Origin of the sequence: Massilibacterium senegalense, from assembly GCF_001375675.1 — a bacterium.
GTDB classification, from domain to species: Bacteria; Bacillota; Bacilli; order Bacillales; family Massilibacteriaceae; genus Massilibacterium; species Massilibacterium senegalense.
In genome coordinates this window covers 1,232,502-1,253,675 of the sequence record NZ_LN831786.1, presented here as the reverse complement: position 1 = coordinate 1,253,675, position 21,174 = coordinate 1,232,502, and the positions used below count along the sequence as shown (strand labels likewise).

Annotated in this window: 20 protein-coding genes; 15 read left to right on the top strand and 5 right to left on the bottom strand. The window is 33.3% G+C overall.

Features of this window, described 5'->3' with window-relative positions; all coding sequences use genetic code 11:
• Together BN1372_RS09685 and BN1372_RS09680 are read right to left on the bottom strand one after the other, a co-directional pair.
• Positions 1-486 carry a prepilin-type N-terminal cleavage/methylation domain-containing protein gene (locus BN1372_RS09685; protein WP_062198955.1) on the bottom strand — a complete coding sequence of 162 codons (486 nt, stop codon included), beginning with the start codon at positions 484-486 and terminating at the stop codon, positions 1-3.
• Positions 483-1,010 (bottom strand): type IV pilus modification PilV family protein, encoded by a 528-nt coding sequence (locus tag BN1372_RS09680; protein WP_062198953.1) that lies wholly within the window; start codon positions 1,008-1,010, stop codon positions 483-485. Before BN1372_RS09680 ends, BN1372_RS09685 begins: the two co-directional genes overlap by 4 nt.
• Positions 1,011-1,728: 718 nt before the next feature.
• Between BN1372_RS09680 and BN1372_RS09675 the strand changes: the two genes are divergently transcribed.
• Positions 1,729-3,549, top strand: a complete 1,821-nt coding sequence (locus tag BN1372_RS09675; RefSeq protein ID WP_147515365.1) for a hypothetical protein — start codon at positions 1,729-1,731, stop codon at positions 3,547-3,549.
• A gap of 113 nt (positions 3,550-3,662) precedes the next feature.
• Here BN1372_RS09675 and BN1372_RS09670 read toward each other — a convergent pair whose 3' ends face one another.
• From BN1372_RS09670 to BN1372_RS09660, 3 genes are read right to left on the bottom strand one after another with little or no spacing between them, the layout of a single operon-like run.
• On the bottom strand, positions 3,663-5,321 hold the full coding sequence (locus tag BN1372_RS09670) for a type II secretion system protein (protein WP_062198949.1): 1,659 nt from the start codon (positions 5,319-5,321) through the stop codon (positions 3,663-3,665).
• Positions 5,314-5,808: a prepilin-type N-terminal cleavage/methylation domain-containing protein gene (locus BN1372_RS09665; RefSeq protein WP_062198947.1), complete on the bottom strand. Its 495-nt coding sequence runs from the start codon at positions 5,806-5,808 to the stop codon at positions 5,314-5,316. Before BN1372_RS09665 ends, BN1372_RS09670 begins: the two co-directional genes overlap by 8 nt.
• Complete coding sequence (locus BN1372_RS09660) at positions 5,801-6,286, bottom strand: hypothetical protein (protein ID WP_062198944.1); 486 nt, start codon at positions 6,284-6,286, stop codon at positions 5,801-5,803. Before BN1372_RS09660 ends, BN1372_RS09665 begins: the two co-directional genes overlap by 8 nt.
• A gap of 569 nt (positions 6,287-6,855) precedes the next feature.
• Between BN1372_RS09660 and BN1372_RS09655 the strand changes: the two genes are divergently transcribed.
• The 14 genes from BN1372_RS09655 to BN1372_RS09590 all read left to right on the top strand — a co-directional run bounded on the left by BN1372_RS09655 (position 6,856) and on the right by BN1372_RS09590 (position 21,144).
• Entirely contained in the window at positions 6,856-7,293 is a 438-nt protein-coding gene (locus tag BN1372_RS09655) for a type IV pilus modification PilV family protein (protein ID WP_074018175.1), read from the top strand.
• A gap of 20 nt (positions 7,294-7,313) precedes the next feature.
• A complete protein-coding gene (locus BN1372_RS09650) occupies positions 7,314-7,847 on the top strand; it encodes a prepilin-type N-terminal cleavage/methylation domain-containing protein (RefSeq protein ID WP_062198941.1) in 534 nt (177 codons plus the stop codon).
• A gap of 277 nt (positions 7,848-8,124) precedes the next feature.
• Positions 8,125-10,365: a hypothetical protein gene (locus tag BN1372_RS09645; protein WP_062198939.1), complete on the top strand. Its 2,241-nt coding sequence runs from the start codon at positions 8,125-8,127 to the stop codon at positions 10,363-10,365.
• 94 nt (positions 10,366-10,459) lie between these two features.
• Positions 10,460-11,182, top strand: coding sequence for a PRC-barrel domain-containing protein (locus BN1372_RS09640; RefSeq protein ID WP_325062685.1), 723 nt, complete (start codon positions 10,460-10,462; stop codon positions 11,180-11,182).
• 13 nt (positions 11,183-11,195) lie between these two features.
• The gene (locus BN1372_RS09635; RefSeq protein ID WP_062198937.1) at positions 11,196-12,530 is read left to right on the top strand and encodes a VanW family protein; all 1,335 of its coding nucleotides are present in this window, start codon (positions 11,196-11,198) and stop codon (positions 12,528-12,530) included.
• A gap of 51 nt (positions 12,531-12,581) precedes the next feature.
• Entirely contained in the window at positions 12,582-14,246 is a 1,665-nt protein-coding gene (gene gspE, locus BN1372_RS09630; protein ID WP_062198935.1) for a type II secretion system ATPase GspE, read from the top strand.
• A gap of 24 nt (positions 14,247-14,270) precedes the next feature.
• On the top strand, positions 14,271-15,311 hold the full coding sequence (locus BN1372_RS09625; protein ID WP_062198933.1) for a type IV pilus twitching motility protein PilT: 1,041 nt from the start codon (positions 14,271-14,273) through the stop codon (positions 15,309-15,311).
• Positions 15,311-16,534 carry a type II secretion system F family protein gene (locus tag BN1372_RS09620; protein WP_062198931.1) on the top strand — a complete coding sequence of 408 codons (1,224 nt, stop codon included), beginning with the start codon at positions 15,311-15,313 and terminating at the stop codon, positions 16,532-16,534. Before BN1372_RS09625 ends, BN1372_RS09620 begins: the two co-directional genes overlap by 1 nt.
• A 147-nt stretch (positions 16,535-16,681) precedes the next feature.
• Positions 16,682-17,149, top strand: a complete 468-nt coding sequence (locus tag BN1372_RS09615; RefSeq protein WP_062198929.1) for a prepilin-type N-terminal cleavage/methylation domain-containing protein — start codon at positions 16,682-16,684, stop codon at positions 17,147-17,149.
• Between the two features lie 71 nt (positions 17,150-17,220).
• Positions 17,221-17,973, top strand: coding sequence for a prepilin peptidase (locus tag BN1372_RS09610; RefSeq protein WP_062198927.1), 753 nt, complete (start codon positions 17,221-17,223; stop codon positions 17,971-17,973).
• A 15-nt stretch (positions 17,974-17,988) separates the two neighbouring features.
• Positions 17,989-18,972 (top strand): type IV pilus biogenesis protein PilM, encoded by a 984-nt coding sequence (pilM, locus tag BN1372_RS09605; protein ID WP_062198925.1) that lies wholly within the window; start codon positions 17,989-17,991, stop codon positions 18,970-18,972.
• Positions 18,969-19,574, top strand: coding sequence for a PilN domain-containing protein (locus BN1372_RS09600; protein ID WP_062198923.1), 606 nt, complete (start codon positions 18,969-18,971; stop codon positions 19,572-19,574). Before pilM ends, BN1372_RS09600 begins: the two co-directional genes overlap by 4 nt.
• Entirely contained in the window at positions 19,571-20,302 is a 732-nt protein-coding gene (locus tag BN1372_RS09595) for a hypothetical protein (RefSeq protein ID WP_062198921.1), read from the top strand. The genes BN1372_RS09600 and BN1372_RS09595 overlap by 4 nt, the downstream gene beginning before the upstream one ends.
• A gap of 143 nt (positions 20,303-20,445) precedes the next feature.
• Positions 20,446-21,144: a hypothetical protein gene (locus tag BN1372_RS09590; RefSeq protein ID WP_062198919.1), complete on the top strand. Its 699-nt coding sequence runs from the start codon at positions 20,446-20,448 to the stop codon at positions 21,142-21,144.
• Positions 21,145-21,174 lie beyond the last annotated feature (30 nt).

Here is a 21,174-nt window from a genome sequence, read left to right as displayed (position 1 = left end):
TTATTCTCCTCCAGTTGGTAATGCAATATGACTAGTAAATGTATGTGTTCGTTTTTTACTTTGTTTTAAGGAAAGTTTAATGGAAATGAGATTATCTTTTTCATCCATTTCGCCATCATGATTAATATCTGGCTTAGAAAAATTAATATGCTCCAGTTGTTCACTAATGATATCTTCCGAGCCATCTTTATTAAAGTAAATAAGTTTGTTATCTTTAAAAGTGAATTGCTCATTAGAAGATAAACGTGTAATAGTATCATTGGAAACTTTAATATCATCAATAGGTACAGGATATAATACTTTAATAATTTTCCCCATGACATAATCAGCCTCAGAACGAATTTCATTTTCTTTCATCGTGCGATAGTATGAATTGTATCCGGATAAAAAAATAATAAAAATAACAGCAAGAAAAATGGATCCAATTAACACTGAAACTAGCAATTCAGAAAGAGTAAGTCCGTACTCATTGTTTATTTTTTTCACTTTTTCACATACCCTTCTATAACAACATATTGATTTTTACTATAATGCGTATGAATTTCAATAGGAATTAAATTTAGTTTTTCTTCGTTATTTGCGCTATTAGGGTTTAATAGTAAAATTTTAATTTGATAGTCTTTGTTGTTAACATTAGCGTTATAAAAGTGGCAATCATCTTCGTGTTTTTGAACAGTTTTACAAGTAGCATAGGAATATTCTTTTTTTAGTTGATTATTTTTAAAATCTTGTTTTAAATCAGGTGGAAAATAAGATTTTTCGATAGTTTTATTGCGTTGTTGTGTTATATTTTCTGTTGTTTGTAACGAGCTGAGTTGAAGCTGTTCAATTGCACCTTGAGCAAGGTATGTAGCAACAGTTTTACTTGTATTATTGGTTGTATGTTTTTGACTTGCGATAAAAAACTGGAATACAGTAAGTAATAATATAGAAAAAATGACAAGCGAGATTAATACTTCTGCCAACGTTATACCTTTTTGTTGATAGATAATAGAAAAATGTTTAGACATATGAAGTTAACCAACCTCCTTATTTTAACTTCCTAACAAATTAATTATTTTAATGTAAAAAAAAGTTACTATTTATTAATAACAAAATACCAATTTTCCCACTAAATATCAAGTTAAAATGATTATTTTACCAATTAAACCAAAATATAAGTATGGATAAGTGACAAACATAGTTATGGATATTAATAATTATTCTAGTAATTTTTCAGTTAATAATTTAATAAAATTTCAAAAAATATTAAACAAAACTTATAAATATAAAAAATGCAACATTTCTCAATATATGATTCAAAAGAACTATAAAAAACATGGTATAATATAATCAAATATCAATAGTATTAGTAAAAACGTTAGTGCCAAATAGAAAGGGTTGTGGATAGCGTAGAAGATTGTAAAAATAGTCGAGGAGTAATGGAGAATTAAATAAAAAATCTTTTACATCTTAGATACACTAATCACACTTATATGTTGAAAACAGACATAACATATCACTTATTCACTTAGTGCATCAGCAAATATGAAAATAAAAGGGTGATTGATATTGCAAAATAGAGAGTATATGCACGAACGGGGATCTACTTTAATTTATGTACTAATAATGATGGTACTATTAACGGTCATTGGTTTAACGTTAATTTCAGTAAGTATCAATGGGATGAATCGGACCAATATGCGTGAAGCGGATACTAGAGCAATATATTTAGCGGAAAAAGGAATTATGTATTTTCAAAAAGATTTTGAAAAACAAGTAAAAACAGCACAAGGCCAACAAAGCGAATGGAATGTCGTGACTATTTTTAATCAATATAAAGAAACAAGACAATTTACAGAACCAAAAAATTCAAAAGAAAGATATGCAGTTCGAATTAGTGATAAGCATTTTAAAAACGGCAAGTTTGAATTGAATAAGGATGGAACTATTACGGTCCTTGGACAAGGAACGTCTTTTACAAAAACGGAAGAAGGAGAAAAGGAAGTTAAGCGAACGATTGAACAACGATTATTATTGAATTATGATGTTGATTTTGATGATGTTGCTTTAGAATTTGCTAGTTTTCCAAAAAATACAATGAAGCGAGATGTTGCTAATACATGGAAAACATTAGGGCTAAACGTGGGTAAAAATACTGTTGATGTAAGTTTATTGAAAGCTTACGGACCAGATGATAAATTTTATCCCGTTCCTAATGACGCAGCCTTAGAATTAGGTGTATTAGATTCCTTGTTAGGTTTTAGTATTGGAGATGGTGATCGATTTGAATATCTAAGAGCCAATCCAATTATTGCCGTAAGGCAAGGACATTTTTTAAGTTTAGGGCTAGGAAGTAATATTGGCAATACGCAAATTCAGCCAACACCATCAGAAATTAAGGAAGAAAACTTAAATGATAAAGAAAAAGAGAAGTTACAACAAGACTTACAAGAAATAGAAAAAGAAAAAGAAGAAAAGAATGTAGAAGATAACGTTGTAGTTGATGACAATGGTGGAGAAGCTCCAAAGGATCAAGATATTAAGAATATTGATCCACTTGCAACATCTAAAGATTTAGAAACTTCTAAAATAGGTTTTAATTTATTACAATGGGAACCGACATATAAAGATAAAAAAAATAAAGAAGTAAAAGGTCTTAAACCTACGAATGTTGTCATTGATGGAAGTGTTAACGTATTTAATTTATTATTTTTAAGATTTAATACATTTCGTGATATAGAATTTACACAATTTGCGGTTACAGGTGATGCTCAAATCACGCAAAAGAAAAAAGTTGATTGGGAAACTGGTTTAATTAATGATAGAGCAGATCGACGGAATTTTACTTTTAATCGAAAAGATTTTTATCAATATGACCCTGATACAAAAGAACCTTTAACGAAAGAACCGTTAAAGAAAGACGCGGGTGGTTTATTTGTGTACCAAAAATTGCAAATTGGAAATGGTGATTCAGTAACGAAAGCTTATGATAAAAAAATGGCAAAGTTGGGATTAGGCGGAGATATGTATGTATATGATGCTATCAATCAGTATGCAGATAAAGAGGTCATAAAAGAAAGAGAAAAAACGCCAGCGCTTCTTATTTCAGGTGCTCAAATGACGGCAATCGATTCGTATAAATTTCAAGATCATTTTGAGAAAAAAGGTTTGCTTATAAAAAGATGGAGTCATGAGGATAAAAAGATAGAAACATATCCTGTTTCAAAATACTATGTAAATGGGGATGTTGAGGTTAAAAATTCTTGCTTTTTTGCCAATGGAAATAATAATATTATTCAAATTTACGCGAAGGGGAAAATTGATTTTCACCATTTAACGCAACAATGCCCTCAACAAAAAGTTTTTCTTTATGCTGAAAAAGGTGTGTACGCTCATGTTCCTAAAGGAGAACAACTTACAATTAACGGCGGAATTATTGGGAAACGTCAAGTTGTAGGCGAAGGGAAGTTAGTCGTAAATGGAGTAGATTTAGAAAAATTGCAAACTCCTAAACATACAGATATTCTATTAAAACCGGTTGGTAAAAAAATAGTAGCTAATCCATAAAGAAAAAAAGGTAGCTCAATAGTCGTTAAAATGACTTGTCTTACCTTTTTTATAGAAGTAAAAACATAGAAAAATCGACAAGTGAGAATACATTTTCTCGCTTGTCGATTTTTTTAAGGATTTTTAGAAGCCCCCTCTTTTTGGTTAATTAATGATAAATCAAGCCCTTCAACTGTAGGTAAACCAAGAGAAGGATTTTGGATTAAATCTTTGTTGTAAACGATACGAAGGCGCGATTGAGTAGGTGGTAAATCTGTTTGATTTTCTTCTAAATCTCCAAAAGATTTTGTATGGCCTTTTGCAGCATTTAAAATAATTCGTTTTGCAAAAATTCCACCATTAATTTGTAGATTGGAACCAACTCCATACATTTCAAGTTCATTATCTGTATAAATAAACATATTTAAGGCATCAGTATTTTCTATTCCAGGTAATAATGGATTATTTATATTTGTATATAAGTTAATATTAGAAAGATGAACATTCCCTTTTGCGAAAATAATTAACGAACCTTTATTTAATTTTTTTATTTTTGATTCTTTGATTTCAACATTTCCTTCCACATAAATAACAGAATCAATCTTAACATCTGCTTTGTTAATGCTAAGGTCTCCTTTTACATACATGGGTCCGGTTACCTTTTTCCCACCAATAGCATTTATTGTTAGATCTTTATTAAAAATTGTTCCTTCCTTAGCATCGTATTCTCTGTTTATATAATAATCATTCCTCTCAACGTTTTTTCCTTTAAAGATAGCATTTGCGGAGTTTGTAATATCAATTTCTTTAAAATTTGCCGGTTTGGTTTCGAGTTCTGGTGTATATCCATTCTTAAATCCCTCTTGAAAAATGGCGGTGTTATTTTTATATGGATCTTTTGGTAGTGTAATATTTCCATATTTTTCACAAGGTCCATTTGAAGGCTGGTCGATACAAACATTTTTTTTGATAGTTTCATCAAATGATTCATTATCAAAGTCCATTCTTTTTTTATGTTTATTATATTTTTCGACGGAAGTAGTTTGGTCAGTATTAAAAGTATAATAATTCCCTAAAAGTGTTAACTTTGGATTTTTTTTATCGATTCCTTCTATTGAAGGATCATCAGTGTAAGGCCAATAACTTGTATCACCTTTCTGATACTGGCTTTGATTTGTTGTAATTAAATCACCACCAACGTACATATCTCCCACAATCGAGGCTGGTCCATGAATAAAAATATTTCCTTTATTACACTTTTTACTACCATCTTGAACTTGATAGAGAGCGCAATTATCGTCCTTAGCACCAACTGCATATTTTAATTGATCTGGTAATCGTTTTGCACCTAGTTGGTATGTATGTGTTAATGTTTTCGTTTTTCCATTTACTTTTCCAGTAGATTGAACAGTAATTTTATCTTGTATTGATTCATTATTTTCACGAATTTCTTCATAATCGATTATTTCAACAGTGTATTGATGTCCTTTTTCATTCGTAAACTCTTTTTTATTGCCTACTGTTTTGTCATATGTCTTCATGAATTCTTTTATCTTGAAATCAAAAACATCTATTTCGCTATTCTCTAATCCTCCTAACTGAGCAGAAAAGTCGGAATAAAAATAGTCCATTCCTTTTTTTGCTAAATAAAAGGCTTGAGTTTGTTCCTCTTTTGTTTCTGTTTGTTTGGCACCGTTGATGGATAAACTTAATATAATGAAACCTAATACGCTTAAAATAAAAAATACAACTAGTGTAAGTATCAAACTATAACCTTTTTCATTTTTAAGCATTTCCACATCCTCCACTTAATAGACCTAGTTCATTGTTTAGTTGAATTTTAATTTTTTCATTTTTCTTTGATTGAATGACTAAATCTATTTTTAATATTTTTTTGTTAATTACAGAAAAAGTAGAGTCTTCTAACGTGTAGTCTTCGCTGCTAATAATCGTTTTTTCTAATTTATTTTCTTCGTTTAATAATTCTACAAATAATGTTCCATTCTCAATTCCGATTTTTTCGTTTTTTGCATTTAATGTGACCACCTTTTTATTATCTGATATGGATAAATTCGACACGTTTCGAGAATATGTTTGTTTGATGATGGTAGTCATAACTACATCAGCCTCTGTTCGTATTTCATTCTGAATCGCTGTACTCCGATACGTGTTTAAACCAGAAGTTAAGACGGAGGATACAATGATCATAATGATAGATAAGATGACAATTGATGCAAGAATTTCTATTAAAGTAAAACCATGTTCGTCTTTCTTAATCATTTTGTATATATCCCTCCAAAGCTATTTTCGAACGATTATTATTATAAAAAACATATAAAGAAAAAGGTACTAAATGAAGACTTTTTTCTTCTAATTTTGGTTCAAAGGTATGGATTTCTATTTTATAGTCATGTCCATTTACAGTCGGTTCATAAATAGCTTTACAAATTTCATCATTAGAAATCTGTTCACAACTTGTTTTTGAAAAAACATTTGGTGAAGAAAGTGACTTATTTTTAAAACTTTCTTCCATATCCGGTGGAAGAGTAGTGCCACCTTTTCCGGATGAATCTGCTTTGATTTTTTCAACAGTTCCCTGTGCTAAAAAAGTAGCGATTGTTTTATTTGCATTAATAGTAGTAGATTTTTGAGCTTGAATAAAAATTCCAGCAACTGCAGTTAAAATGATGAATAAGATACTGATAGAAATAAGGATTTCTAGTAAAGAGAGACCGCTTTCATCGTTTAGTCTACTCATTTTTATCTACCTCCTTTTTTTACATCATACTTAGTAGATTAGTAACAGGTCTTAAAAGATGATGAAGTGTTCCAAAATAAGGGTATCCTTTTATGGAAAAATAATCAATCCTTTTGTTTGTTTATTTTATAAGAAAAAAGAAATAGTTCGTGTTTTTTTAATTCGATTTATAGAGGGAAAGTAATAGTAAGACAATATTGTAGTTTTGCAGAAATGGGACTTTTTATAGGAATTCACATTCATTTCAGTGCAATTATTTTGAAAGAAATAGAAGGCTTTGGTTAATATTGTCCAAAACGAAAGCACCCAAAAAGTTCAAAATCATTATTAACACTGTGAATAAGTTGTAAAAGTTTGTAATAATTTAATATAATGAGTATTTGTAACTAAATAATAACAGTTGTATAATGAGGAAAAGGGATGGTTAATATTGGACCTATAGGAAGGAAAAATGAAAATTCTAAAAAGTTTGTTTTGGGAGTATTGATATATTTAGAAGATTTATGTAAGATGTTAGTAAAATAGTAATTAAAAATATCTAATTTTCATTAAATGTATGATAAAAGGAAGTGGTTTTAATACAACATCGGATATATAAGACTAATGAAAAAGGGATAACTCTTGTGGAAGTCCTTGTTTCAATTACCTTGTTCTTTATTGTGATGGGTGCAGTAGTAGGCTTTTATGCATTGTCCGCAAAGACTACAACAAGTAGCCAAGAAAAAACAGTAGCTGTACGATTAGCTCAACAAGCATACGAGCGAACATTATACGGTGTTGTCCAATTTGATAACATTGGCACGTTTACATATGATAATTGCACAAAAGAAGAGACAGAATGTAAAAATACGTATACTACTGTTGTGAATAATCGACTTTTTTACATTGAGTATGAAGTATTAGAAAAAAATGATGTGAACATTTATCCAATTATCGTTAATGTCAATGATGACAAACAAAAAAAGATTACATCTATTAGTGGATTTATTGAAATCGATAAAGAATAGAATAAAGGAACGAATGATTAATGAAAATTAAAAGGATGACAAAAAATAATTGGGCAAAAAAATATCTTCAATCTCAATCTGGGAATAGTTTAGTAGAAGTAATTGTTGTAGTTGCCATTGTTGCTATTATTTCTGTTCCTATGACAATGTTTATGTTTGATATGATGAAAAGTGCAATTCGTATAGAAGAGGAAGTATTATTACGGGATGAAGCGGACATTATTTTAGCTGATTTTATTAATTATGTATTTGTTGCGGATGATGTGATAGGTTATCCAGAATCAGGAGAACCTCAAACGGGAGTAAAAGATACAGAAGTAACGATTACTACTTTCGATGGTGATCAACGTAGATTAGGTTTTGAAAATGGTAATGCGTTTATCCAAGGTGGAGCCGATAAAACTTATTTAAACAGTGAAGGTTACAAGGTGGATATGAATAAGTCATCCATAAAAGTAGATGAAGTGAATAAAATTGTTCATATTGTACTAGTAATGAAATCAGACAAAATGGATAGGGTATTAGAATTAGAAAGTTCGATTGGATATTTATAAAAATTTTCAGCTGAATATATTAGTATTTTTAGGGCTTTTAAGTTGGATGAAGAAGATTTTAGCTATACTAAAAGTTTTGTCATTTCATTTTCCTAATTGCAGAAACGTGAAATTACGTTACATTTTATACATAATCATGGTATCTAGGTATTAAATACTTCTTGTTTACTGTCAAAATATAAAAAAAACTTTAAAATGAAGAGAGAACCATTCTTTTGTTTGTAAAAAAATAGTGAGTGATAACTGATGTCTATTACTTACGTATGGGAGGGGTACTGTGGAAAATAAATGGATCACGGCAATTATATTTGTCATTAGTTCTTTATTAGCTGTTTTAATTGCCTATTTTATTCCGCTAAAAGTGAGTAATAAAACAAAGTTAATTTGGGCTGGAATTGCTGTTGGATGTTCCCTTTTAGTTGTTGGGTTAAGTCAAGTAACCTCATTTTATGTTGCCAGTATTGTATCTGTTGTGTTGGGTTTGACCACCATCATTCTTTTCTGGAGTAAAGGGATTGGGAAAGAAAACGATGAAGAAGAACTACCTAAACAGGACGACTTAGATGAAGTAGAAGGAAACATAGAGCACTCTATCGTTTATCCTAGTACCGATAGTAGAGCAAATCCATCCGAAAAATTGACACCTGGTAAAATGGACTCTAATCCAGAAGATGTGTCTTCGAATGATGAAGTGGAAGTATCAAAAATGTCCATAGAAAATTTAATGATTGAACCAATTGCTTTAGAGAAAAAAGAACAAGAAACAAAAGAGGTAACGGAGGATAATGAACAAGTACAACAACAGCCTTTGGAGCAGAAAGTAAGTTCTTATACGGATAGGAAGGAGGAATCATTATCAGAAGATGAAATCCAAACCCTATCAAATGAATTAAATGTTGATTTTGAGGAAATGAAGATTAGAGATTTTGAACATAAGACTGATAAGAATGTTGATGTTTGTTCCTTTGAGGTTGAGGAATTACCAGAACAAGAAACAGAAGTAAACGATAGTGTAAGTGGGGAGTCGGAAATTGATACAATCGAAGAGGCTTTGGCAAACATTTCAGAAATGGAAGCGGACGAGCTAGTAGCAAGCAGCAATGTAGATTTTGACAAAATCGAGATAGAAGAACCAGAGAAGCGAGAAGTACCGTTAGATTTAGCAGATTTTGAAGTAGGTGACGCAGAAGTAGTAGTGAGTGAACCACCTGAAGCGGAAATCGATACAATCGACGTAGTACTAGAAGAGGAAAAACTATCTGAAATAGTTTCAGAACTAGAAGCGGACGAGCTAGTAGCAAGCAGTAATGTAGATTTTGATGAAATCGAGATAGAAGAAGAACCAGCATTACCAGAAGTCCCACTAGATTTAGCAGATTTTGAAACAGGAGATTCGGAAGTGGTAGTGAATGAACCACCTGAAGCGGAAATCGATACAATCGACGTAGTACTAGAAGAGGAAAAACTATCTGAAATAGTTTCAGAACTAGAAGCGGACGAGCTAGTAGCAAGCAGTAATGTAGATTTTGATGAAATCGAGATAGAAGAAGAACCAGCATTACCAGAAGTCCCACTAGATTTAGCAGATTTTGAAACGGGAGATTCGGAAGTGGTAGTGAATGAACCACCTGAAGCGGAAATCGATACAATCGACGTAGTACTAGAAGAGGAAAAATCATCCGAAATGGTATCAGAACTAGAAGCGGACGAGCTAGTAGTAAGCAGTAATGTAGATTTTGATGAAATCGAGATAGAAGAAGAGCCAGAAGAACCAGAAGTCCCGCTAGAATTAGAAGATTTCGAAACAGGAGATGCAGAAGTGGTAGTGAACGAACCCCCTGAAGTAGAAATCGAAACAATCGAGGAAGCATTAGGGGAAGAAGTATCAACTGAAATGGTATCGGAACTAGAGGCGGACGATTTAGCATCTAGTAGCAATGTAGATTTCGATGAAATCGAGATAGAAGAAGAGCCAAAAGAACCAGAAGTCCCGCTAGAATTAGAAGATTTCGAAACGGGAGATACAGAAGTGGTAGTGAATGAACCCTCTGAAGTAGAAATCGAAACAATCGAGGAAGCATTAGGGGAAGAAGTATCAACTGAAATGGTATCAGAACTAGAAGCGGACGAGTTGGCATCTAGCAGTAATGTGGATTTCGATGAAATCGAGATAGAAGAAGAACCAGCATTACCAGAAGTCCCGTTAGAATTAGAAGATTTCGAAGCAGGTGATCCAGAAGTAGTAGTAATGGAATCTAACGAAGCAGGAGAACAAGCAATAGAAAATAAACAATTTACTAAAAATATGATGGCTCTTGTGATTGAACAACTTGATTTGTTAAAGCAACTCAATCCAGCACAATATGAAAAAGAACTTCTTCATTCTTTACATGATGAATTAAATGAAGATGCATTTATCGTGTTATCTATGCACTATGTAGAGTTTTTAAAAGAGCAAAACCGTATCGATGAATGTCTAGCCTTTCTTCAATCAATAGAGGAAAATCGGGTGAAATAATAAGAAGTGGCATTTTCTGAATGTTATTGTGAATCTTAAAATTTGCGATAAAATAAGGAAGAAGTCTTGAAAAATCATGAAAGAGAGTGTGGAAATGATGAAATTAAGTAAAGAAGTAGTAGGACTACCGATTATTTGTATCAGTGATGGAAAAGAAATTGGCACGGTAAAATCGTTAATTGTAAACAATGAAAAAGGATCAATTGACTTTTTAACGATCAATCATGAAGATATGGAATTTAACGTAAAAGCTATTCCGTTTAAAAAAGTAATCGGTATTGGGGAATATGCGGTAACGATTGAATCTGATAATGCGATTTTAAACTTAACAGAAATTCCAGTTGCCAATCAATTAATCATGAAAAAAGTAAAAATTATTGATACAAAAGTAATGACTCGCCTAGGAAAATTACTAGGGGATGTATATGAATTTGCGATTGATGAAGATACAGGTGCAATTCAAGCAATTTTATTACACGTACAAGAGAAAGAAGTCGTATTAGATGTAAAGAACGTAATTACATACGGAAAAGATTTAATCGTTGTGAATGAAAATGCAGAAGAGAATTTCTTATCGTCTGTTCAAGAAGTTTTTGGGGAGAAGATAGAATCTCCATTAGACGGACAGCTAGAAACAGTTGTTCAAAAGCAAATTGATTTATTAGTAGGAAAAAAAGTACAAAAAGATATTGTAAGTGATGAAGGTGAAATTTTAATTGCGAGCGGTACTGTGCTAACAAAAGAAGATATTGAACGAGCTAGAAAAAGAGGAGCACATCTGTTAATTGAAGTATCGATGAACGCTGTAACAGAATAGGAGGCAACATGTTTTGGGCTCAAAAAAGATGCCGTCATTTGTCATAGGTATTGTTTTTGTTGTGGGGGTTAGCGCTGTTATTTTAGGACTTACAACAGGGGTAAGTGCTGCTGTAACAGCGGTGCTTGGATTAGATAATACATTTGGAGAACATGCAAAAGTTGGTCCCGTGTCTATCTCGGGACTAACAAAAAATGAAGCAATGGATAAAATAGCAAATGAAACAAACAAATGGTATGAAACAAGCAAGTTTACATTTGTCTATAAAGAAGTGAAAAAACCAATCGATTCTCAAATGATCGTATTTAAAGTAGATGAAAGTGTTAAAAATGCAAAGAAAAATGGGGAGTCTCCGTTATATATTGAGATTCAAACAGAGTATTATCAATCGATGATTCATAATTTAAATGATGAAAACTTAGAGAATGGATTAGATCCGTTAACATTAGAAAATGCACTAACGACCATTGCTATTAATTTAGAAACAGGTAAGCATACGATTGATCTTTATGAATACATAAAAGAAGAAAATAAAGGGGAACCAACTGTTGTTGCGGAAAACTCTGTCAATGTCGGAAATAATCAAGAAATGATTGCTGGTTGGATTGAGCACATTAATGATTATGTCGTAGAACCAAAAACAAATGTTTCTCTCATTCAAATGTTGAAACAAAATGGTGTTTCGCCAGTTGATTCAGAAGCACTGGATATTTTGGCGATGAGTATTTATCAAACTGTATTAAAAACAAATTTTGAATTATATGAAAGACATACTAGTTTAGAACTTCCACCTTATGCAAAGCTAGGATATGAAACAAAAATTAACGCGGAAACGATGGATTTAGTTTTTAAAAATCCAAATCATATGACATATACGTTCCAATTTGAATTAGTAGACAATCAATTATTTACTCGTTTAATAGGGATACCTTTTTACTATCAATATACGAGTGAAGTGAAAGATAAACAATATTTTGCACCAAAAACGATTATTCAATTTGATGAAAAATACGGACCTACTCAACAAATTACGAAAGAAGCTGGAAAAAGGGGAGTTATGGTTAATGTATACCGTAATGTAAATGGACCTTTAGGACTAATTAAAGAAGAATTAATTTCGGAAGATTTTTATCCACCGACTCATCGTGTAGTCGTACGGGGGCCAAGTGTAACAGAAAAAGAAGAACCTACGGAAACAAACAAAGAAGGAACAAAACCAGAAACGGAAGAAAAGAAAGTAGACGAGAAAAATCAAAAAACGGAGGATACAAAAAACGAGCAAAAAAAGACAAATGATAATGTGAATAATAAGTCGGATGAAAGCGGTTCAACAAAAGCTACAGAATGATGGTAGAATAGGGAGGAAAGAACTATATCCATCAAGGGAAGTGTGAACGAGATGAAAAAAAGAAAAAGAATCGGTGACATTTTAATCGAATCAGCGTTGATTACAAAGGAACAATTAGACGAAGCTCTAAAAGAAAAAAAGACAAATCAAAAAATAGGGGATTACTTTTTAGAGAAAAACTATATCACGGAAAATCAATTGATTAGTGCGTTAGAACAACAACTAGGGATTGAAAAGGTGACGCTGTCTAGTTATCCTATCGATAAAAAAGTAATGAATTTGGTGCCAAAAGAACTTGCGAAACATCATTTCATTTTCCCATTACAATCCAATGGCGATAAACTATTAATCGCCATGGCTGATCCGCTAGATTTTTATGCAATAGAAGATATCCGACTTGTGACAGGGTTTCATATTGAACGAACAATTGCAACAAAAAACCAAATTTTACAAGCAATCCATAAATATTATGATTCTAATGATGAATCGATGCAAGAATTTTTAAGTGAACAACAACAAACGAAAACAACGAATGAGACAACGGAAATAGAAGTAGAAGATTCTCCGATTGTAAAATTAGTGAATCAACTATTAGCTAGTGCGTATCAGCAAAAAGCTAGTGATATTCATATTGACCCACATGAACACGAGGTATATGTTCGTTTTCGTGTGGATGGGATATTAAAAACAGAGCAAATTTTGCCGAAGACGATTCAAAGTATGCTAACAGCAAGGATTAAAATTATGTCCAATTTAGACATTACCGAAATGAGAATTCCGCAAGATGGAAGGATTAAAGTAAAGATAGATCGACATGAAATTGATTTGCGTGTATCTACTTTACCACTCGTTTATGGTGAAAAGATTGTAATGCGTATTTTGGACTTAGGTTCTAATTTGAATGATTTAAAAAAATTGGGTTTTAACAAGTTAAATTTAGAACGTTTTTACCGTCTAATTGAAGAACCAAATGGCATTATTTTAATTACTGGTCCTACTGGTAGTGGAAAATCTTCCACCTTATATGCGGCATTAAACCATTTAAATACAGAAGAAGTAAATATTATTACGGTCGAAGATCCCGTTGAGTATCAGTTACAAGGAATTAACCAAGTGCAAGTGAATCCGAAAGTAGGATTAACATTTTCCGCTGGACTTCGCTCGATTTTACGACAAGATCCGAATATCGTCATGGTCGGGGAAATTCGGGATACAGAAACAGCTGAAATTGCTGTTCGTGCCTCGTTAACGGGACATTTAGTGTTAAGTACGTTACATACGAATGATTCCATTGGAACTATTTTTCGATTGATTGACATGGGAGTAGAACCATTTCTAGTAGCGTCTTCTGTAACAGGAATTATGTCCCAACGTCTCGTTCGACGGGTTTGTCGAGATTGTCAAGAAGAGCATATACCGAGTGAACGAGAACGAGAAATATTCCAAAAACGCGGAATGAAAATGGAGAAAATTGTACGCGGAAAAGGGTGTGCTAACTGTAATCACACGGGATATAAAGGACGGATTGCTGTTCATGAATTGTTAGTTGTAGATGACAATATTAAACAAATGATGATGAATAAAGCATCGCAACGAGAAATACATCAATATGCACGAAAACAAGGAACCATTTTTTTAATTGATGATGGATTGTTAAAAGTAAAACTAGGATTAACGACAACAGAAGAAGTGTTAAGGATTGCTAGGGCAGATTAAGAAAAATGAAGGAGTAGGAGCCAAATGAAAGAAACATTGGATCAAATTCTAAAGCACGCCTTTCAATTAAAAGCAAGTGACGTTCATTTTACCGTTGGCATACCGCCATTAATGCGGATTAATGGTACGTTAAAACGATATGGGAAAGAACGGTTAATGCCAGCAGATACAGAGAACATGGCACGCGTTATGATTGGGGATGAGAAGTGGGAGGAATTTAAAGAAAAAGGGGAACTAGATTTTTCTTATGGTGTACAAGACGTTTCTCGTTTTAGGGTAAATGCTTTTCATCAACGTTCGAGTGTCGGAATAGCGGTACGGGTCATTCCGACAAAAATCCCTTCACTTGAAGAATTGAATATGCCAAGCTTACTAAAAACATTAATTAAACGTCCACAAGGACTAATACTTGTGACGGGTCCTACTGGTAGCGGAAAATCAACAACACTAGCTTCGATGATTGATTTCTTAAATCGAAATGCTAGTAAACATGTCATTACGCTAGAGGACCCCATTGAATATTTGCATCGTCACAATATGTGTATGATTAACCAACGTGAAATAGGATTTGATACACACAGTTTTGCAAATGGATTACGTGCTTCTTTACGACAAGACCCAGATGTGATTTTAGTAGGGGAAATGCGGGACTTAGAGACGATTGCCACTGCGATTACAGCAGCAGAAACAGGTCACTTAGTCTTAGCAACGTTGCATACATCAAGTGCGACATCGACGATTGACCGTATTATTGATGTATTTCCGCCACATCAACAAGACCAAGTTCGGATTCAATTAGCGGCTGTGTTATTAGCTGTTATTTCTCAACGATTATTTCCAACAATCGATGGAAAAAGCCGTCGGTCGGGTACGGAGATTTTAGTTGGAAACTCGGCTGTAAGTAATTTAATTCGTAACAAAAAGACATATCAAATGGAAAGTATTATGCAAACGAGCCGATCTAGCGGTATGCATACGATGGAAATGAGTGTAAAAGAATTAGTTCGTCAAGGAATTATCTCAAAAGAAGTCGCAGAACCGTATTTACAGGAGTTGAGAGCATAATGGCTATCTTCCAATACGAGGGTCGTACGGTAAAAGGAAAAAAGAAAAATGGACGAATTACTGCTTCTAATCAAAAAGAAGCTATTTTAGAGTTGAAAAAAACTGGTATTATGATTCACCGAATTGAAGAAAAACCAGAAAACTTATTAAACAAAGACTTAGCCATCAATATTAATGTAACGCGTGGTGTTCGGTTAAAAGACTTTGTTATTTATTTACGCCAATTTGCAACATTGCTTCGCGCTGGTGTTTCGATTACGGAATCTACGCGTATTTTAGCGCAACAAACGGAAAGTAAATCATTAAAATTCGCATTATTACAAGTAGAAGAAGATTTACGGAGTGGGATCCCGTTATCAGAATCTGCTAATAAACATCCGAAAGTATTTCCAAATATGTATATTAACCTAGTAGCTGCAGGGGAAGCGAGTGGTAAAATTGACGAATCATTAGACGAACTTGCAGATTATTATGAAAAGCAACACCATTTACGTCAAAAAGTAAAAGCTGCGATGACCTATCCGATCATTATTAGTATTTTAGCAACAGGAGTCATTATTTTTCTACTAGCAAAAGTAGTCCCTACTTTTGTCTCAATGTTTGATGACTTAGGAGCAGAATTGCCTTTAATTACACGATTTGTAATAGGCACAAGTAGTTTTATGCAAAGCTTTTGGTGGGTCTTCATCCTACTTTTTGTTGTAATATATGTCGGAATTGTCACAATTAAGTCAAAAAGTACTAGCAAATTTTACTTAGACTATGTTATACTAAAAATGCCCTTGTTTGGAAAGTTAATGCAAAAGGCATCGATAGCAAAAATGACAAGAACGTTAAGTTCGTTGTTTCAAAGTTCTGTCCCCATCATAAAATCCGTTTCGATTGCTGAAAAAGTAGTTGATAACGAAGTGATTGCGGGTGTGCTAAAAGATGCTAGAAAAGCACTTGAAGGGGGGGAGTCGTTAGCAACGCCGATGCACAAACATTGGGTGTTTCCACCTTTGGTAACACAAATGATTGTTATTGGAGAAAAAACTGGGGCATTAGACTCCATGTTGGGCAAAGTAGCTGACTTTTACGAAGCAGAAGTAGAAAACACAACCGAACAACTAAAAGCACTAATTGAGCCATTAATGATTATGATCATTGGTGCGGTAGTAGGAACAATCGTTATTGCGATTATGGTTCCAATGTTTCAAATGTACAGTGTCATTAACGGATAAAAGGCATCCTGCATTATTCATTATTTTAATCATTATTTTTTCAAACGTTATGCAAACTGTTCATTTAAAAATACTATTCTACTAGTTTTGATAAACAGCTACGATTTTTAAAAGAAACATCACTACAATTTCATTGGAGGGAAACACATGTTTAAACGTTTAAAAGAAAACGAAAAAGGTTTAACGTTAATTGAATTACTAGTTGTTATCGTTATTTTAGGTATTATTGCTGCAATTGCCATTATTGCTATTGGTAATATTGTTGATAATGCCAAAAAGGATACACATATTTCAAATGCTAAACAAATAGCTAACGCTGCAAAATTATATGAAGCTGGCGAAGATGCTTTGCCAGAAGGTGCTGAAATTAAATTAAAAGATCTTTATGATAATGATTATCTTGAAAAAGTTAAAGATCCTTCAACGAAAAAAGGTTTTTATGATGCAGATAAGACAGTAATTAAGAAAGTAAAAGCTACTACTAACACTCCAGGTGGATATACAGTGAAATTAGTTGGGGACGGCGGAACGTATGTTAAAGGTAATAAAGTTACTGCAGAATTAGAACGTGGTGATGTAACACTTAAAGTAAAACCAGAAGAACCAGCAAAATAAATAATTTAAGAAAAATGAAGTCGCTCCCACAAATGTGGGGGCACTTCTTCATTATAACGAAAGGAGGACCTATGGACACATTACTATATACCTACTTATTTATTTTAGGTCTTGTATTTGGCTCGTTTTTTAATGTGGTAGGCTTGCGAGTGCCGTTGAAAAAATCGATCGTGAAACCGAGATCGCACTGTCCTAGTTGCGGGCATGAGTTAGCGTGGTGGGAATTGATTCCGGTTGTTTCTTATTTTTTATTAAAAGGGCGTTGTCATTCTTGTCAAGAGAAGATTTCCCCGATTTACCCACTTTTTGAACTTATGACTGGTGTGTTATTCGTTTTTGCTGCTTATAAAGTGGGATTTACGTTAGAATTACTCGTTGCCTTAACACTTATCTCGTTATTAGTGATTGTCTTTATTGCAGACCTTCATTATATGTTAATTCCGAATAAGATTTTGCTCTTTTTTATGCCAATCTTACTAATCGAACGATTGTTTATTTCAGAAGAAACACTTCTTTCGATGATTCTTGGCTTGACGATTGGTTTTTTTATTCCGTACCTGATAGCGGTTATTAGTAAAGGAGGAATGGGCGGTGGCGATATTAAGTTATTTGCTGTGCTAGGTTTTGTGCTTGGATGGAAGCAACTATTGCTCGCCTTTTTCTTATCTACCTTATATGGTGCCATCATCGGGGGATATTTATTAGCGACGAAGAAAAAATCAAGAAAAGAACCGATCCCATTTGGACCTTTTATCGTATTCGGGACGTTAACGGTTTATTTTTACGGGAAGCAAATCCTAGATTGGTATATCAGTTTAATATAGTAAGGGGTGAAGCGGATGTTTAATAAGAGAAATAAAACAAGAGTTAGTTTGGTTATTCAAGACCATGTCATTCGTTTTGTAGAAGTCCGTCAAGGGGATGTGGAACAAGTTCATGTAGCAGATGAATTTTTTCTAGAAGAAGGGATTATTAGCGAAGGAAAAATTGTCGATCGCCCAAAATTAAAAGAAGTGCTAGAAGAAATGGTGAAAACGTATCAATTAAAAAAACGGGAGGTATTGTTTACGGTTCCGGATGCACACGTTGTCCTTCGTAAAATTCCTTATCCAGAAGAGGTAAGCGAAATGGAGTTGCAACAACATTTATATTTAGAAATTGGCACGAATATTATTTTACCTTTTGAGCATGCTGTGTTTGATTACGGTATTTATGAACGAGAAGGGGAAAAAGATATCGTCTTACTTGCAGCAGAACAATCGTTTGTCAATGATTATGCAGATTTATTTGAAGAAATCGGATTATTCCCGATTGCTGCAGATGTTTCTATTTTTTGTTTTATACGTTTGTATGAGTATGTGAAACATCGTACGAAAATAGATGCACATACACTTTTTATTCAATTTGACATTCAATCTGCTCATTTTAGTTTTGTACATAAAGATACGCCGCTTTTATCGCAATATTTAATGTTAGAGTATTTTAATCAATGGAAACATAAAAAGAACCAAGAAGGTTTTTCTGAATATTATTGGACTGGTCCGATGGAATCGATGGATGAACAAATCGATACGATGATCCAAAGTTTAGAGCGAGGGATAAAGTTTTACGAAGAAACGTTAAATCCGAATACTAGCATTCAAAAGATTATTTTATCTGGTGATTTTCCGTACTTGAAAAAAGCAAAAGAAAAAATCGAAGCAATGACGAACGTATCGGTTGAAATTTTTGAATGTAACGAATTTAAAACGGACAACGGCTCAAATATCTCACCACAACAATATGTAGCATTAGGACTAGCACTTAAAGAGGTGATAGAATGAATATTAACCTGTTACCAATACGTGAACGAAGAAACTACGCAATCTTTATTTCGATTGGGGTTCTAGTAATGGTTGCAATTTTCGCCGCAACGTTTTTAACATTAAGCTACAACAAAAGTAAAACAGAACTAGCAGATGCGAACATGCAACTAGAAAATATGAAAGGGTTACGAGAGCTGCAAGAACAAGAATACGAAAAAGTAGTGAGTACGAATGAAATTGAAAGTTTAAAAAACTATGTTAAACAATTAAATGATACACCAAATAATACAGTAGAGTTGATGCAATATTTTACACAGTTATTACCGAAGCGGGGGTATATACGAAATATTGACTTTGACAAAACGGAAAAAATGGCATTAGAAGCGCAATTTGATACCATCCGTGAAGCATCCACCTATTTAAATGCACTAAGTAGTTCTCCATACGTACAAGATGTTTCGATGGAAGATATGAAAGCAGAAGAGTTTTATGATAAGATGCAAGAAGAAGAAAATTGGAAATTAACAGAATCTCTTAAACCACGGTATGTAACCAAATATACAATCATGTTAAATCAAAAAGAAATAGCGAAGTTGAAAAAGGAGGATCAAGAGTTATGATTCAGTTTACAAAAAAAAATATAATCATTTCTCTTCTTGTATCTTTTGTCCTCATCGTGGCAACTATCGTGATATATATAACGCTTGTTTCTCCGAATAAAAAAGAAGCAGAAAAGCTTTTACAAGAAGTCCAACAGGAAGAGACGCAAATTGCAATGCTTGAACAAAAAATTAAAGATGTCGAAGAACAAATTAAAACGAGCAGTACATATATTTGGCAACGACAATTACCAATTTCTCCGCTTGCAGATCAATTTATTTTAATGTTAGAAAAAGCAGAAGTTCTTTCAGATACGGTCATTTTAGATATGCAATTAAAAAATGGCGAAGCATCGGTTGAGGGAACAGGAGATGCTAAAGAAGGGGAAGAACAAGAAGAACAAATAGAAGTGGATACGGGTGAAGGAACGGTTCCACAGTTAAAATCTCTAGAAGCAACGTTAGAAATAAGTGCTGATAATTATTATGAAATTGAAAAATTTATGAATACGGTACAAGAATTAGAACGGGTTAGCTTTGTGAATAAAGTGAATTTTAAAGGAAAAGAAGAAGTACTAGAGTTAAAAGAAGAAGCAGAAAAAGAAAAACTACAAGCAAAATTAACGGTGACGACTTACTATGCACCGGATTTAAAAAGTTTAAAAGAAAACGGTCCGGCGATTGAATTTCCAGAACCAAGCAACAAAACGACACCTTTATATGAAAAGGAAAAAAAGCAAGAAAATTGATAGAATAAAAAAGGATGAGACGACAAAAGTCTTGTCTTTTTTTATGTTACGTATGCTATACTTGTCCAAACATAGCTCACTTTTTTACATCAATAGACGCACAGACAAATAGAGCGGAAATGGATGCAAAGGGGCAAAGAGACATGAAAAAGCGACCGATTGTCATTCGATTTAACGGAAAAACACATCGATATACGGATGCTACGAACATATATAAGTTTCTTCCTTCTTTCCACAAATGGAGAAAGTGGGGGAGTATCGTCTTACTAGCACTCGTGTTAGGTGGAGTGTTTGGGTGGGTGGTGTTAAAAACGTTTCATTTTACTGCACTTTCCATCGAAGAGCCTGTAACAGAGCAACCATCTGTCTACCAAGTTGTCGATCAACCTGCTTTTTCTGCATATGTTGTGCAACACGGTGTGTTCCAAGAAAAACATCGTGCAGAAAAAGCAATGGCATCGTTAGAAAAAAATATGGCTTCTTTACAGATGATAAAGCGAGAAGCAAACTGGGTGATATACTCAGATGTATCGTTTGAAAAAGAAGCACTCCTTCAAAAGGAAAATGCGTATATTAAGCAAGTGGAAATTGCCGAAAAGAAAATAGAAGTGCTAGAGAGCCAAGAAGCGGTCGTAAAAGCGTATGTAGATGCATTGCCAGCTTTAATTCGACGACAACCAGTTGATTTATCCACAGATATAGAAGGAGAATTGCCACCATCATTTACAAACTATCAACAATCGGTCGATGAATTGTTAACGATTCAAGAGAAATCTAGCGCGGCGTACACGAAGCAATTATTACAATGCATCGAGGCGTACGAAGAAATCACCGTTCGTTAACGGTTTGTTTTTTGTAAAACTTTCATGAAG

What these genes read in the sequence shown, in the direction of transcription:
- BN1372_RS09680 (WP_062198953.1), bottom strand. Translation starts at nt 1,010, where the DNA reads ATGTCTAAACATTTTTCTATTATCTATCAACAAAAAGGTATAACGTTG.
- BN1372_RS09675 (WP_147515365.1), top strand. Translation starts at nt 1,729, where the DNA reads ATGTATTTTCAAAAAGATTTTGAAAAACAAGTAAAAACAGCACAAGGC.
- BN1372_RS09670 (WP_062198949.1), bottom strand. Translation starts at nt 5,321, where the DNA reads ATGCTTAAAAATGAAAAAGGTTATAGTTTGATACTTACACTAGTTGTA.
- BN1372_RS09665 (WP_062198947.1), bottom strand. Translation starts at nt 5,808, where the DNA reads ATGATTAAGAAAGACGAACATGGTTTTACTTTAATAGAAATTCTTGCA.
- BN1372_RS09660 (WP_062198944.1), bottom strand. Translation starts at nt 6,286, where the DNA reads ATGAGTAGACTAAACGATGAAAGCGGTCTCTCTTTACTAGAAATCCTT.
- BN1372_RS09650 (WP_062198941.1), top strand. Translation starts at nt 7,314, where the DNA reads ATGAAAATTAAAAGGATGACAAAAAATAATTGGGCAAAAAAATATCTT.
- BN1372_RS09640 (WP_325062685.1), top strand. Translation starts at nt 10,460, where the DNA reads ATGATGAAATTAAGTAAAGAAGTAGTAGGACTACCGATTATTTGTATC.
- gspE (WP_062198935.1), top strand. Translation starts at nt 12,582, where the DNA reads ATGAAAAAAAGAAAAAGAATCGGTGACATTTTAATCGAATCAGCGTTG.
- BN1372_RS09625 (WP_062198933.1), top strand. Translation starts at nt 14,271, where the DNA reads ATGAAAGAAACATTGGATCAAATTCTAAAGCACGCCTTTCAATTAAAA.
- BN1372_RS09620 (WP_062198931.1), top strand. Translation starts at nt 15,311, where the DNA reads ATGGCTATCTTCCAATACGAGGGTCGTACGGTAAAAGGAAAAAAGAAA.
- BN1372_RS09615 (WP_062198929.1), top strand. Translation starts at nt 16,682, where the DNA reads ATGTTTAAACGTTTAAAAGAAAACGAAAAAGGTTTAACGTTAATTGAA.
- BN1372_RS09610 (WP_062198927.1), top strand. Translation starts at nt 17,221, where the DNA reads ATGGACACATTACTATATACCTACTTATTTATTTTAGGTCTTGTATTT.
- pilM (WP_062198925.1), top strand. Translation starts at nt 17,989, where the DNA reads ATGTTTAATAAGAGAAATAAAACAAGAGTTAGTTTGGTTATTCAAGAC.
- BN1372_RS09600 (WP_062198923.1), top strand. Translation starts at nt 18,969, where the DNA reads ATGAATATTAACCTGTTACCAATACGTGAACGAAGAAACTACGCAATC.
- BN1372_RS09595 (WP_062198921.1), top strand. Translation starts at nt 19,571, where the DNA reads ATGATTCAGTTTACAAAAAAAAATATAATCATTTCTCTTCTTGTATCT.
- BN1372_RS09590 (WP_062198919.1), top strand. Translation starts at nt 20,446, where the DNA reads ATGAAAAAGCGACCGATTGTCATTCGATTTAACGGAAAAACACATCGA.